Source organism: Bacillus sp. 7705b, from assembly GCF_002289525.1.
GTDB classification, from domain to species: domain Bacteria; phylum Bacillota; class Bacilli; order Bacillales; family Bacillaceae; genus Bacillus; species Bacillus halotolerans.
In genome coordinates this window covers 98,377-111,719 of record NZ_NSDH01000045.1, presented here as the reverse complement: position 1 = coordinate 111,719, position 13,343 = coordinate 98,377, and the positions used below count along the sequence as shown (strand labels likewise).

Below are 13,343 nucleotides of genomic sequence, written 5' to 3'. Positions count from 1 at the left end.
TAAGATTATTAGCTTTTATATTGAATAGGTTCATCATACTATTTTTGGTGAAAAATGTTCTGGTAAAACTGGAAAACACAGAAATTTGTGTATATTAGACTATTACTTTGTGATCAGTCGAAGGGTGACATTCGAACGAAGAAGGGGGCCGCCTTGGTGAAAAAAGAGGAATTGAAACAAAAAGCACTGGAAATCGGCCGTGTGCCGACACACTTAAAGCTGGAAATTGAAGATTATGGTGATGAACGGAAAAGGTCGTATTTTTGCTGGATAGATCCGCAGGATGAACACAAAGGGATCATCGTAGAGCTTGGACCGGACGGACAGCTGGAAGGGCTTTCTCGTGATATTGAGCTTGAAAGCGATGAGAAGCTGTCCGAAGACCAAATAGAGGATATCTTGATTCAGTTCGTGAACTCTCATTATCCTGAAGCTCCGTCTGCATTTGTCCGTGAAGAAAATGATGAGGCGTATGATGATAAAGTAAGGTTTTCATATGTTCAAATGGAAGATGGGCTGCCGCTTCCTATGAGCGGATTTATGGCTGATGTCTCCTTATCAGGGGAGGTGGTGTATTTTCGGTATTACGGGAAAGCGTGCAATATAATCAAGACGGAACAGGTCGCAGATGAAAAAGAAGCACTGGCTTATTTCAAGAAAGATGTAGATGTCACTCTCCTGTTTGAGATCCTTCATCGCTCTGTCTACAAAAACGGAGACGATCAGCCGCATTTGGTGTATGAGTTTGAAAACGCGGGCATTGCTGTGCCTGCTGATTTGGTTCGAGAAGAAAAAGAATTTGATAATGACGATTACAGGGAGCGGGAAAGCTTTCCTCTCCCTTTATTCGAGGGCATTCACGAAAAGGCCGATCCTGGCAGCATGATCGGGGTCGAAAAAGGCTTAGTCAAAGAGCGGGAAACGGATCTAGGGGATGGGAGAATCGGGATCGTCTGGCGGAATCCGGATAATCCTGTGTATCAACCGGCGGATAAAAGCATGGACAGCTGGTTAAGAGGACGGATTCACCAAATGCTGAAAACCATCCATAACAAAGAAACCGGAAAACTTGAAGGTGTTATGTCGTTTATAGACGAAAAAAGGCCGTATACCGTAAGCGAGGAAGAGTGCGAAAAAATCGCCATTCGTTTTCTGTTTGCGTTGTTTCCGAATGCTGATCAATATTTTAAGATCAAATACGCTGAACAGGATGAAGAAAGCTCGTCAGCCGTCTTTACGTTTGACGTGCACTGTAACGGAGTTCCGCTTCGGTTTGGGCAGGTCAAAATCTGCGTCAGCCGCCAGACAGGACTTATTACCGTTTACATGGGACCGGACATTGACCCTGAAGTGCTCCAAGCGATTGACCCTGTTCCATCCATTTCACCGGAACAAGCCAAGTCTATCTTTTGGCGCCATTTTAAAGTCGAGCTTGGCTGGAAGAGAGAATACGAAGAAGATGAAGAAAACAGCTACCGGCTCGTCTACAACCCGGTATATCCGAGATTGATTGATGCCCATACTGGTGAGGCTGTCATAAGTGCATTGTAAAACAGTCAAAAGTCACACATTTTCGACGTGTGTACTGGCTGATGTATGAAAAAAGTAATAGAAAGGATATGGAAACCCAGTTTCCTTAATAGAAAAGGACCTTTCTTCACTTTAAAAGAAGAAGGGTCTTTTTATATAATAAACAAGGTTCTCTTTGTCGTAGACTCTTTGAAAGGATGACTTCATTGGTAAACAAACAGCTGAAAAAGAAGGCGCAAGAGATCGGAAATGTACCGCCGCATTATGAGCTTGAGATCGAAGATTATGCTCAAAAACAAAAGAAGAAGGGGCATGCATACTTCATTTGGAAGGACCCCGAAGATCCGGAAAAGCAAATTATCGTGGAACTCTCGAACGACGGCGCTTTGCTCACATTTTCAACAGCCGCCGGCCTCGAGCAGGACAAAAAGCTCCCAGATGCCGAGCTGAAGCTGACAGCTCTTCAGTTTGCCGCAGCCCACCATCCGGCCACATTTATGAAATTTCATTTTCAAGCCAAGGAAGAACGAGGGCATCACATCCGGTTTGTTTATACAAAAAAACAGCTGGGCCTCTCACTTCCTAATTCAGGATTTTTAATAGATATCACCCGCAGCGGACAGATTGTCCATTTTTTATATTACGGAGAAGGGAACAAAGCCGACATCCCAAAGGAATTCGTAGAGAAAGAGAAGGTCATTTCCCATTACGTCAATACCATGTCTTTACGGCTCATGTATGACGTCATTGATGATGAACAGTCGCCCAGACTCGTCTATGAACCGATTTTGCCCGGTTACAGCTATCCAGCGGATGTAGATGAAATCGTGCCTGACCAGCATATATCGGATGAAAGAACGGAAAACGGGGCGCCTCTCCCGCCGCTTGAAAAAAAAGAAGGAACCGATATATATGGAATGCTGGGATTTACCCCTGATATGAAAAAAGTCGGTGAAAAGGACTTCGGAGAGGAACTTGGAAGCACTTGGCGCAAAGGCAGTGCGCCGGAGCGAAAGGATTTAAGCATAGGAAGCTATTTTGCGACGAGAAATAAAAATACAATCAAAATGAAGACTGATAAAAAAACAGGAAAATTAAAAGCAGCTATTTCTTTTATGGAACTACAGGGTTCTGCACATTACTCAATGGAAGAATGCCAAGAGACAGCGCTTCAGTTTTTGTACGCGCTCTATCCGAGAGCTGATGAGTTTTTCAGAGTGAATCCAATCCGAATCGACGAAAGAGGCAGGGTCCGCAATCATTTTTCTGTCTGGTATAAAGGAATACCGCTGCGGTTCGGCGCTGCCCGCATCATCGTCAACCCGGAAACAGGAAAAGTTGACGCTTTTATGGCTCCGGATATAGACCCAGAGCAATTAGAAACAATCAACCACAAACCGGATGTTTCAGCTGACGAAGCGAGAGAAGCATTTTTATCAGCGTTTGATGTGAAGCTGGAGTGGCAGCCTGATTTTTCAGCAGGCAGCCATCAGCATTATAAGCTTGTGTATAAGCCGATTTATCCTTCATATATTGATGCGCATAAAAGAAAAAAGAAGAGGCTGTGAGGTGTTTAGTCAGGAATCATCTGCAAGTGAGGGTAATCCTTGAACCGTTCCCAATCCCCGCCCCACTCAAATCCGAGTTTTTTAGCGATGGTGACGACCTCCAGCCAATCTGATTTCCCGTTTTGATTGCCGTCGTAATCCATATCCCATAAGATGCTGCCATCCTTTTTCTGAAGAGCGAAATCAATCGCCAAACCATAATTATGATACGATTCCCCTCCTTTTGCGTAGGTGACAATATTCCCTTTTTTTGTGCGTCCTTGCTTATATAATTCGTCTTGTTCCTTGAAGGATCTGAATCCTTCAGTAATCACGATCGAGATGCCTTTATTTGATGCGGCAGCCTTGAGGGTGTCGGCATTCTGCTTCACAATCGGATCAAGAGCGGAAGGAACAGGCCTGTCCTGCAGAGCGGTTTGAGCGTGCCATGCGTGCCGCACATATGAAAAACAAAGGTCCGCCACAAACAGGAGGCATAAGATGAAGGATGTTTTTGCTATTAATTTCATACCGGTCTCACTTTCTCATGAGGTGCTGAATGTTATGTTTTAAGCCATTGACTCTCTCTAAAAGAGAATAGCTATGATAAAATATAACATAAATAGTAGCAGGAGGAAGGAGGCAGATCATTGAGAGCAAAGATTCCATCTGAAGAAGTGGCGGTAAAACTAAACGAATGGTACAAACACATTCGTGCGTTTGAAGCAGATCAAGCAGAAGCGTTAAAGCAGGAGATCGAGTACGAATTAGAAGATATGGAAGAAAATCAGGATTTACTATTATATTTTTCTTTGATGGAATTTCGGCATCGGATTATGCTGGACAAGCTGATGCCGGTGAAAGACAGCGACACCGAGCCTCCGTTCTCTGACATGCTGAATGAAATTGAAAGCAATCAGCAAAAACTGACGGGCTTATTAGAATATTATTTTTACTATTTCAGAGGGATGTACGAATTTAAGCAGAAAAATTTCATTTTAGCCATCGATCATTATAAGCACGCCGAGGAAAAGCTGGAGTATGTGGAAGATGAGATTGAAAAAGCTGAATTTCTTTTTAAGGTCGCAGAAGTGTATTATCACATCAAACAAACGTATTTTTCGATGAATTATGCAAGCCAGGCGCTTGATATCTATACGAAATACGAACTGTACGGCCGCCGCCGTGTGCAGTGTGAATTTATCATTGCCGGAAATTTGACGGATGTCTACCATCATGAAAAGGCGCTCAAGCACCTGTGCAGCGCTTTGGATCATGCAAGGCAGCTTGAGGAAGCATATATGATTGCCGCCGCTCATTATAACGTAGGCCACTGTAAGTACAGCTTGGGAGATCTTAGCGAAGCGGAGGGCTATTTCAAGAAGGCCGCCGCCATTTTTGAAGAGCACAAATTTCAGCAGACCGTTCAAGCTGTATTTTCACTGACACATATCTACTGTAAAGAAGAAAAATATGAGAAAGCAATAGAGACGTATCAACACGGGGTAAAATGCGCGGCAGAATGGGCGGATGACATGTACTTAACAAAATTCCGCCTTATTCACGAGCTTTATCTGGGCAGCGGCGACAGGAAGGTACTCGAAGAATGCTTTGACCTTCTCGAATCCCGCCAGCTTCTCGCTGATGCAGAGGAGCTGCTGCTGGATGCGGCAGAACGCTTCAATCAGCAGCAAAATTATGAGTCAGCCGCTTTCTTTTACCGCAGGCTGATGGACATAAAAAAGACACTTGCCGAGCAGCGCTTCCAATAAGAGATGGCAGAGAACCGAAAAGGTTCTCTGCTTTTTTTATGCTGTTTTCAACCCGGAAAAATGGGGTATTTTCCAGATACACAATGGAAAATCAGAGGAGGACATCATTTATGTATACAGATTTAATTGGAAAAACAGCCATCGTAACAGGCTCTTCAAAAGGAATCGGGAAAGCCATTGCGGAACGCTTTGGCCGCGAGAAAATGAATGTGGTGGTGAATTATCACAATGACCCGTCAGGAGCCGATGAAACAGTGGACATCATTAAGCAAAATGGAGGGAAAGCCGTCGCAGTCGAAGCGGACGTGTCAAAGGAAGAAGGGATTCAGGCGCTGATGGATGCCGCTTTAGGACACTTTGGCACGCTTGATGTAATGGTGAACAATTCAGGCTTCAACGGCACAGAAGCCATGCCGCATGAGATGAGCCTTGAAGATTGGCAAAGGGTCATTGATGTAAACGTAACGGGAACCTTTATGGGGGCAAAAGCCGCGCTCAATCACATGATGAAGAACAATATCAAAGGAAACGTGCTCAATATCTCAAGTGTTCATCAGCAGATTCCGCGCCCAGTCAATGTTCAATACTCAACTTCTAAAGGCGGCATCAAGATGATGACGGAAACGCTGGCGCTTAACTATGCAGACAAGGGAATTCGCGTTAACGCGATAGCACCGGGCACTATCGCCACAGAGTCCAACGTCGACACGAAAAAAGAAGAAAACAGACAAAAGCAATTGAAAAAAATTCCGATGAAAGCCTTCGGAAAACCGGAAGAAGTGGCGGCTGCAGCGGCTTGGCTCGTATCGGAAGAAGCGAGTTACGTCACCGGCACAACACTGTTTGTAGACGGAGGAATGACACTTTATCCGTCTCAGCTCGAGTAGAAAGAAAAAAACAGGGGGAGTGCGGGATGAAAAAAGACTGGTGGAAGGATGCAGTCGTTTATCAAATATATCCAAGAAGTTTTCAGGACAGTAATGGAGATGGGATCGGGGATTTGCGGGGAATGATTTCCCGGCTGGACTACATAAAGGAGCTTGGGGCAGATGTGATTTGGATATGTCCCATCTACCCTTCTCCAAATGTTGATTACGGTTATGATGTGACTGACCATAAGACGATTATGGAGTCTTACGGCACGATGGAGGATTTTCATGATCTGCTTGACGAGGTGCATCAGCGCGGCTTAAAGCTTGTCATGGATTTTGTCCTAAATCACACCTCAGTCGAGCATCCGTGGTTTAAAGAAGCAGAGCTGGACAAAAACAGCAAGTACCGCAGTTATTACTTTTGGCGCCCCGGAACCGAAGATGGCCCGCCGACAGACTGGGTGTCAGACTACGGGCGTCCGGTTTGGCAATATGAGGAGCACACTGGCGAATATTATCTGCACATGAATGCCGTCAAACAAGCTGATTTAAACTGGGAAAACCCTGACGTTCGCCAAGCGGTATATGACATGATGAAGTTTTGGCTCGATAAAGGGGTCGACGGCTTGCGTATAGACCAGCTTCATCTGATCTCAAAGAAAGAGTTCCTTCCTTCATATGAGGACTACGTCAATCAGTGTGCAGAACCGAAACCCTTCCAGCCGAATGGCGAACGCATCCATGACTATTTAAAAGAGATGACAGACGAAGTATTTTCACAATACGATGTCATGTCGGTCGGCGAGGTTGGCTCTGTCACACCGGAGGAAGGCTTGACATATACGGGAACGGATAAGCATGAACTGAATATGATTTTTCACTTTCAGCATATGGAGCTTGACCAGCAGCCGGGAAAAGAAAATTGGGATCTGAAGCCCTTAGAGCTTTCTGATTTAAAATCTGTATTAACAAAGTGGCAGAAGACGCTTGAACATAAAGGCTGGAATACTCTGTTTTGGTGCAACCACGACCAGCCGCGGATCGTTTCCCGTTTCGGAGATGAAGGGAGATATCGCAATGAATCTGCGAAAATGCTTGCCACTGTCCTTTATTTTATGAAAGGCACGCCGTATATTTATCAAGGAGAAGAAATCGGCATGACAAACGCGCCGTTTACGAGAATTGAGGACTACAAAGATATCCAAACGATTAATATGTATCATAAACGGGTGTTTGAGAACGGCTATGATCCTGAAGAAGTGATGACTTCTATCTTGGCCAAAAGCCGGGATCACGCCCGGACGCCGATGCAATGGAGCAGCGGGAAGAATGCCGGTTTCACGGACGGAACGCCATGGCTGAAGGTCAATCCGGACTATGCATCCATCAATGCCGAGGAAGCGGAGGCCGACCCCGATTCCATTTTAGCCTATTACAAAAAGGTGATCAGCCTGAGAAAGCAGTATGCAGATCTCATAAAAGGAAGCTACGATCTCTTGCTTCCAGATGATCCGCAGCTGTTTGTATACGTCAGAGAGAACGGCCGGCAAAAGCTTTTGGCGGTGAATAATTTTTCAAAAGAGCAGGCTGTATTCCAATGGCCTGAGCGCTGCAGCAAGGATCAGGCGTCCCTTTTACTCAGCAATTATAAAAACAACGGTGATATTGCTGATGAAATGGTGTTTCAGCCTTACGAGAGCAGAGTATATCTTTTGAACACAAGAGAATAAGAAGTCAGCCCGGCGCAGTTTGCCGGGTTTTTCAGTACATATATCCGCGCTGCACGCGGGAAGAATAAAAACATAGCGTCAACATAAAATTAATCTTGCAAAACGTAATGACTTCGGTTTATTATTATTAAGGATTACAAAATCGTTATCATTTTGATTTAAAGTCATTGTGAAAAAGAGGGGATATCGTTATGTTTAAAAAATGGAGCGGTTTGTTTGTGATTGCAGCGTGCTTCTTATTGGTCGCGGCATGCGGCAACTCATCAACAAAAGGGTCAGCGGATTCAAAGGGTGATAAACTGCACATTGTCACGACGTTCTACCCGATGTATGAATTTACGAAACAAATTGTGAAAGATAAGGGCGATGTGGATCTTTTAATTCCGTCTTCTGTCGAACCGCACGACTGGGAGCCGACGCCGAAGGATATTGCAAGCATTCAGGACGCAGATTTGTTCGTTTATAATAGCGAATACATGGAAACTTGGGTTCCTTCAACTGAAAAAAGCATGGGCCAAGATCATGCGGTTTTCGTAAATGCGAGCAAGGGCATCGATTTAATGGAGGGCTCTGAAGAAGAACACGAACATGAACATGAACATGAACACGGAGATCACGAAGAGCATGAACACAGCCATGAAATGGACCCTCATGTATGGCTCAGCCCTGTTTTAGCGCAAAAGGAAGTTGAAAATATTACTGCGCAAATCGTGAAGCAAGACCCGGATAACAAAGAATACTATGAGAAAAATAGTAAAGAATATATTGCAAAACTGCAGGATCTTGATAAACTATATCGTACAACCGTAAAAAAAGCGGCGAAAAAAGAATTTATCACACAGCACACAGCTTTTGGCTATTTGGCAAAAGAATACGGCCTGACTCAGGTTCCGATTGCGGGGCTTTCTCCTGAACAAGAGCCGAGTGCAGCTGACTTAGCAAAACTGAAAACGTATGCCAAAGAGCATGACGTGAACATTATATATTTTGAAGAAATTGCATCTTCCAAGGTTGCAGATACACTGGCCAGTGAAATCGGCGCGAAAACAGAAGTGCTGAATACGCTGGAAGGCTTAAGCAAAGAAGAACAGGATAAAGGTATAGGGTACATCGACATCATGAAGCAAAACCTCGATGCCCTGAAAGATTCACTATTGGATAAATAAAAAGATAGTGTGCGCCGGAGGGTGCACACTATTTCTTTGTGAGAAAGGAAGATTGACATGAATCTCGTCTCATTGAAAGATATCGTTTTTGGCTATTCCCACACGCCTGTGTTGGATAAAGTATCTCTTGATATTGAAAGCGGCGAGTTTGTCGGCATCACAGGTCCAAACGGCGCTTCTAAATCAACGCTGATAAAAGTGATGCTCGGCATGCTGAAACCGTGGGAAGGCAAGGTAACAATCAGTAAAAAGAATGCAGAAGGAAAACGTCTGACTATAGGGTATGTCCCGCAGCAAATCTCTTCATTTAATGCAGGTTTTCCGAGCACCGTGCTTGAGCTTGTCCAATCCGGCCGGTACACAAAAGGGAAATGGTTTAAACGTTTGAATGAAGAAGATCATATCGAAGTAGAAAAAGCCCTGAAAATGGTGGAAATGTGGGAGCTTCGCCACCGGAAAATCGGTGACTTGTCGGGCGGCCAGAAACAGAAAATCTGTATTGCCAGAATGCTTGCCAGCAATCCCGATCTCTTAATGCTGGACGAACCGACCACAGCGGTTGATTATGACAGCAGAAAAGGGTTTTACGAATTCATGCACCACTTGGTGAAAAATCACAACCGCACAGTTGTGATGGTCACTCATGAACAAAATGAAGTCCAGCAATTTTTAGATAAAGTGATTCGATTAGAGAGAGGAGAAAAAGGCGGATGGAAATGTTTGACTTGGAATTCATGCGACGAGCTTTTCTAGCAGGCGGCATGATCGCCATCATGGCCCCGATTTTAGGGGTATATCTTGTGCTTAGAAGGCAGGCCTTAATGGCTGACACACTCTCGCATATTTCACTGTCGGGTGTTGCCATCGGCTTTTTCCTCAGCACCAATATTACCGCGGCGAGCATAGTCGTTGTGACTGTCGGCGCGGTCGGAATTGAATACATGCGGCGGGCATACCGGACATACTCGGAAGTATCCATTGCCATCTTAATGGCGGCGGGTTTGTCCTTTGCGATGTTTTTAATCAGCCTTTCGAAAGGCGCCGCCAATATGAGCATTGATCAGTACTTATTCGGGTCGCTCGTGACGGTTAACCAGCAGCAGGTCTATATTATCGGCATCATTACATTGTTGATCCTGCTTTATTTTATCGTGCTGAAAAGGCCGCTCTACCTGCTGACATTTGATGAAGCAACAGCCAAAACGTCCGGAATCAATACAAACATTCTGTCGATGTCATTCAGCATTGTCACTGGTCTTGCGATCTCAGTTATTATTCCGATTATCGGCGTACTGCTCGTATCGGCACTGCTCGTATTGCCGGCAGCTTTCGCCATTAGAATCGCAAAAGGCTTTAACATGGTATTTATGTCAGCCATACTCATTTCCTTATTCAGTGTATTTATGGGACTGACATCATCTTATCAGCTCGGCACACCGCCAGGGCCTTCCATTACCCTGCTGTTAATTGTTCTGCTCCTGATCGGATTTGCAGTTCAGGGGATATGGACGTTTATCAAAAAAGAAACCCAGCGTAAAAAAGGGAGCAGATAAAAATAAAAAGCAGTTTTTCCTTTGGGAAAAACTGCTTTTTTTATAGAAATAACCCGGCAAGACGTTCATACGATTCTTTTTTCGCCTCAAAATCAAACACATTGCAAAGAACCATGATTTCATTTGTTTCATAGCGGTCCGCCAGCTCTAGAAGCTGCTGTTTTACAGTGCTTGGAGAACCGATGACCATGCGCTTTCTGTTTTCTCGTATTTGGTTTTTGTCTGATTCAGTATAGTGGTATGCTTTCGCTTCCTCAATGCTTGGCACTCTGCTGTCCAAGCCTTTCCCGACGCGAAGAAGCCACAAATCCTGGCTTAACGCGAGCTCCTCTGCCTCTTCATCTGTTTTTGCGCAAATGACAAAGATCGTAAACAGTGCGGCCGGAGATGTGAAATGGGCTGATGGCTGAAAGTTTTCACGATAGATACGAAACGCGCTTTCCCCTCGTTCAGGGTTGATAAAATGCCCAAACACATATCCGATTCCCTGATGGGCCGCTCGCCTTGCGCTGTTCTCCCCTAATCCAAGCACCCAAAGCTCCGGTGCTGTGTCAATAAGAGGAGCCGCTTTGATCCCGGCATACGGATGCCCGGCGGGAAGCGAATCGGTCAGAAAATAAGAGACATCCTGAAGCTGTCTGTTAAAATCGGTTAAGCTTTTTTTGATGCCGTCGGTTAGTGCGAGCCGGGTTTTCGTCGTTCCGCCCGGCGAACGCCCGAGGCCAAGGTCAATCCGGTTCGGATACAAGGCCTCAAGCTGGCGAAAGGTCTCGGCCACCTTAAACGGGCTGTACTGAGGCAGAAGCACACCGCCAGACCCGACACGAATCTTGTTTGTGTGAGCCGCGATGCGGGCGATCATAATTTCCGGTGCCGTGCTTGCCAGTCCTTTCGTGCTGTGGTGTTCGGCAAACCAATAACGCTTATAGCCCCATTCTTCACTTCGTCCGGCCAGCTCGACCGAATGCTGAAGGGTTGTCACGGGGCTTTCTCCTTTAGAAACAGGTGCCTGATCAAGTATGCTTAAATGAATCAAAAGGCCGCTTCCTTTCCGTTGCTTTTTAGAATGTGATACAAGAATAGGCAAAATGACTCGCTCACGTCAAATGGTTTGTTTAAGATCCGCCATTCATATGATTTGCAAAACATATATCAAATATGGGAGATTTTTTTCGAGGATTTTCGTCAATTATTCTTAACTTTTACGAAACTTTGATATAATAAAAAACGTATATATTAATAATTTACGGCATACTCAAGTTACGTTTGTACGTAAAAATAAATGTGACTATATTCACATTTCGATGATTAGGAGTGAATCGTGTGGCAATTTCTTTAGAAAAAGGTCAGCGAATTGATTTAACAAAAGGAAAAGCGGGTCTGTCAAAATTGATGGTCGGTCTCGGCTGGGACCCGGTTTCATCAGGCGGCGGCTTTTTTGGAAAGCTGCTCGGCGGAGGCGGACCAAATATTGACTGTGACGCATCAGTGCTGATGCTGGAAAACGGCAAATTCACTGATAAGAAAAATGTCATTTATTTTGGAAACCTGAAAAGCCGCTGCGGCAGTGTCAAGCACACAGGTGACAACCTGACAGGCGACGGAGCGGGCGATGATGAGCAGATTTTAATTGATTTGGCGAAAGTGCCTGCCAACATTAATAAGCTTGTATTTGTTGTGAATATTTATGATTGCGTGAGAAGAAAACAGGATTTCGGCATGATTCAAAATGCTTTTATCCGTGTTGTTGATCAATCAAATCATGAAGAAATGCTCAAATACAATTTGAAAGACAATTATGCCGGCAGAACAAGCCTAATTACGGCTGAAATCTACCGCCAGGACGGCGAGTGGAAATTCGCGGCGGTCGGCGAAGGCACAAACGATACGAGATTAGAAGATATTGTCAACCGGTACGTATAAAAGAAAAAGGAGTGGATGAAACATGGCAATTTCATTGGCAAAAGGACAAAAAGTAGATTTAACAAAAACAAATCCGGGTCTTTCAAAGGTTGTTGTCGGTTTAGGCTGGGATACGAATAAGTATGACGGCGGACATGACTTTGACCTTGACTCAAGTGTATTTCTTTTAGATGCGTCTGGAAAATGCGCAAGTCAAAATGATTTTATTTTCTATAACCAGCTTGAAGGCGGAAACGGTTCAGTTGTTCATTCAGGCGATAACCTGACAGGTCTTGGCGAGGGTGATGACGAGAATGTAAAAGTCAATCTCAGCGCCGTACCTGCGAATATCGACAAAATCTCATTTGTTATCACGATTCACGAAGCGGAAGCGCGCAGCCAAAACTTTGGACAAGTGTCAAACGCGTTTGTACGCATTGTCAATGAAGAAACAAATGAAGAGCTTATTCGTTACGATCTTGCGGAAGATTTCTCTATTGAAACGGCAATTATCGCTGGAGAGCTTTACAGACACAACGGCGAATGGAAATTCTCTGCTATCGGCTCAGGCTACCAAGGCGGTCTTGCCCGCATCGCAACAGACTACGGCTTGCAAGTCGGTTAAGACATATTACGAAGAGCAGAAAGGAGAGAGGCAGTATGGCCATTCAATTAGCAAAAGGACAGCGTGTTGACTTAACGAAAACAAATCCGGGACTCACAAAAGCGGTGATCGGTTTAGGCTGGGATACAAATAAGTACTCAGGCGGACACGATTTTGACCTGGATGCTTCAGCCTTTTTAGTGGATGCGCATGATAACTGTGTGAATGATCTCGATTTCGTCTTCTATAATAACCTTGAGCATCCGAGCGGCGGTGTCATCCATACGGGTGACAACCGCACCGGTGAAGGCGACGGAGATGATGAGCAGATCATCGTTGATTTTTCAAAAATCCCTGCTCACATTGAGAAAATCGGCATCACAGTTACAATTCATGACGCGGAAGCACGCAGCCAAAACTTTGGACAAGTGTCAAACGCGTTTGTACGCGTTGCAGATGAAGAGACTCAAAATGAGCTTCTTCGCTTCGATTTGGGAGAAGATTTCTCCATTGAAACAGCCGTTGTCGTATGTGAGCTGTACAGACACGGAAACGAGTGGAAGTTCAATGCGATCGGCAGCGGTTTTTCCGGCGGCCTTGCTTCATTATGCCGGAACTACGGTTTGCAGGTGTAAGCGAGTGACAAATAAAGCAGTCACCGTTTTCA

At 44.9% G+C, this 13,343-nt stretch carries 13 protein-coding genes; 11 read left to right on the top strand and 2 right to left on the bottom strand.

The annotated features are described in order from the left end of the window. Positions 1-129: 129 nt before the first annotated feature. Both CJU60_RS17655 and CJU60_RS17650 read left to right on the top strand, forming a co-directional pair. Positions 130-1,551 (top strand): YcdB/YcdC domain-containing protein, encoded by a 1,422-nt coding sequence (locus CJU60_RS17655; RefSeq protein WP_095714509.1) that lies wholly within the window; start codon positions 130-132, stop codon positions 1,549-1,551. Between the two features lie 185 nt (positions 1,552-1,736). Then, the gene (locus tag CJU60_RS17650) at positions 1,737-3,098 is read left to right on the top strand and encodes a YcdB/YcdC domain-containing protein (RefSeq protein WP_095714478.1); all 1,362 of its coding nucleotides are present in this window, start codon (positions 1,737-1,739) and stop codon (positions 3,096-3,098) included. Between the two features lie 5 nt (positions 3,099-3,103). On the opposite strand, the gene CJU60_RS17645 is transcribed toward CJU60_RS17650, so the two are convergent. Then, a complete protein-coding gene (locus CJU60_RS17645) occupies positions 3,104-3,607 on the bottom strand; it encodes a peptidoglycan L-alanyl-D-glutamate endopeptidase CwlK (protein WP_024120117.1) in 504 nt (167 codons plus the stop codon). A gap of 120 nt (positions 3,608-3,727) precedes the next feature. Between CJU60_RS17645 and CJU60_RS17640 the strand changes: the two genes are divergently transcribed. From CJU60_RS17640 to znuB, 6 genes are all read left to right on the top strand, one after another. Beyond that, entirely contained in the window at positions 3,728-4,849 is a 1,122-nt protein-coding gene (locus CJU60_RS17640; protein WP_095714477.1) for a response regulator aspartate phosphatase, read from the top strand. A gap of 110 nt (positions 4,850-4,959) precedes the next feature. Then, a complete protein-coding gene (locus CJU60_RS17635; RefSeq protein ID WP_095714476.1) occupies positions 4,960-5,736 on the top strand; it encodes an SDR family oxidoreductase in 777 nt (258 codons plus the stop codon). A gap of 26 nt (positions 5,737-5,762) precedes the next feature. Further along, a complete protein-coding gene (locus CJU60_RS17630; protein WP_095714475.1) occupies positions 5,763-7,451 on the top strand; it encodes a glycoside hydrolase family 13 protein in 1,689 nt (562 codons plus the stop codon). 191 nt (positions 7,452-7,642) lie between these two features. Beyond that, positions 7,643-8,617, top strand: coding sequence for a metal ABC transporter substrate-binding protein (locus CJU60_RS17625; protein WP_095714474.1), 975 nt, complete (start codon positions 7,643-7,645; stop codon positions 8,615-8,617). A gap of 57 nt (positions 8,618-8,674) precedes the next feature. After that, entirely contained in the window at positions 8,675-9,370 is a 696-nt protein-coding gene (gene znuC / locus CJU60_RS17620; protein ID WP_024120122.1) for a zinc ABC transporter ATP-binding protein ZnuC, read from the top strand. Continuing rightward, positions 9,328-10,170, top strand: coding sequence for a zinc ABC transporter permease ZnuB (gene znuB, locus CJU60_RS17615; RefSeq protein ID WP_095714473.1), 843 nt, complete (start codon positions 9,328-9,330; stop codon positions 10,168-10,170). Before znuC ends, znuB begins: the two co-directional genes overlap by 43 nt. A gap of 40 nt (positions 10,171-10,210) precedes the next feature. Here the strand turns inward: znuB and CJU60_RS17610 are convergent, their stop codons facing one another. After that, positions 10,211-11,206: an LLM class flavin-dependent oxidoreductase gene (locus CJU60_RS17610; RefSeq protein ID WP_095714472.1), complete on the bottom strand. Its 996-nt coding sequence runs from the start codon at positions 11,204-11,206 to the stop codon at positions 10,211-10,213. A gap of 287 nt (positions 11,207-11,493) precedes the next feature. On the opposite strand from CJU60_RS17610, the gene CJU60_RS17605 reads away from it, so the two are divergent. From CJU60_RS17605 to CJU60_RS17595, 3 genes are read left to right on the top strand one after another with little or no spacing between them, the layout of a single operon-like run. Beyond that, the gene (locus CJU60_RS17605) at positions 11,494-12,093 is read left to right on the top strand and encodes a TerD family protein (RefSeq protein WP_010332925.1); all 600 of its coding nucleotides are present in this window, start codon (positions 11,494-11,496) and stop codon (positions 12,091-12,093) included. Positions 12,094-12,115: 22 nt separating this feature from the next. Further along, on the top strand, positions 12,116-12,697 hold the full coding sequence (locus tag CJU60_RS17600) for a TerD family protein (RefSeq protein ID WP_010332926.1): 582 nt from the start codon (positions 12,116-12,118) through the stop codon (positions 12,695-12,697). 35 nt (positions 12,698-12,732) lie between these two features. Further along, positions 12,733-13,311 carry a TerD family protein gene (locus CJU60_RS17595; protein WP_010332927.1) on the top strand — a complete coding sequence of 193 codons (579 nt, stop codon included), beginning with the start codon at positions 12,733-12,735 and terminating at the stop codon, positions 13,309-13,311. Positions 13,312-13,343 lie beyond the last annotated feature (32 nt).

Excerpts from the sequence above, each read along its gene's own strand:
- CJU60_RS17630 (WP_095714475.1), top strand. The coding sequence starts at position 5,763 with ATGAAAAAAGACTGGTGGAAGGATGCAGTCGTTTATCAAATATATCCA.
- CJU60_RS17635 (WP_095714476.1), top strand. The coding sequence starts at position 4,960 with ATGTATACAGATTTAATTGGAAAAACAGCCATCGTAACAGGCTCTTCA.
- CJU60_RS17645 (WP_024120117.1), bottom strand. The coding sequence starts at position 3,607 with ATGAAATTAATAGCAAAAACATCCTTCATCTTATGCCTCCTGTTTGTG.
- CJU60_RS17595 (WP_010332927.1), top strand. The coding sequence starts at position 12,733 with ATGGCCATTCAATTAGCAAAAGGACAGCGTGTTGACTTAACGAAAACA.
- CJU60_RS17625 (WP_095714474.1), top strand. The coding sequence starts at position 7,643 with ATGTTTAAAAAATGGAGCGGTTTGTTTGTGATTGCAGCGTGCTTCTTA.
- CJU60_RS17600 (WP_010332926.1), top strand. The coding sequence starts at position 12,116 with ATGGCAATTTCATTGGCAAAAGGACAAAAAGTAGATTTAACAAAAACA.
- znuC (WP_024120122.1), top strand. The coding sequence starts at position 8,675 with ATGAATCTCGTCTCATTGAAAGATATCGTTTTTGGCTATTCCCACACG.
- znuB (WP_095714473.1), top strand. The coding sequence starts at position 9,328 with ATGGAAATGTTTGACTTGGAATTCATGCGACGAGCTTTTCTAGCAGGC.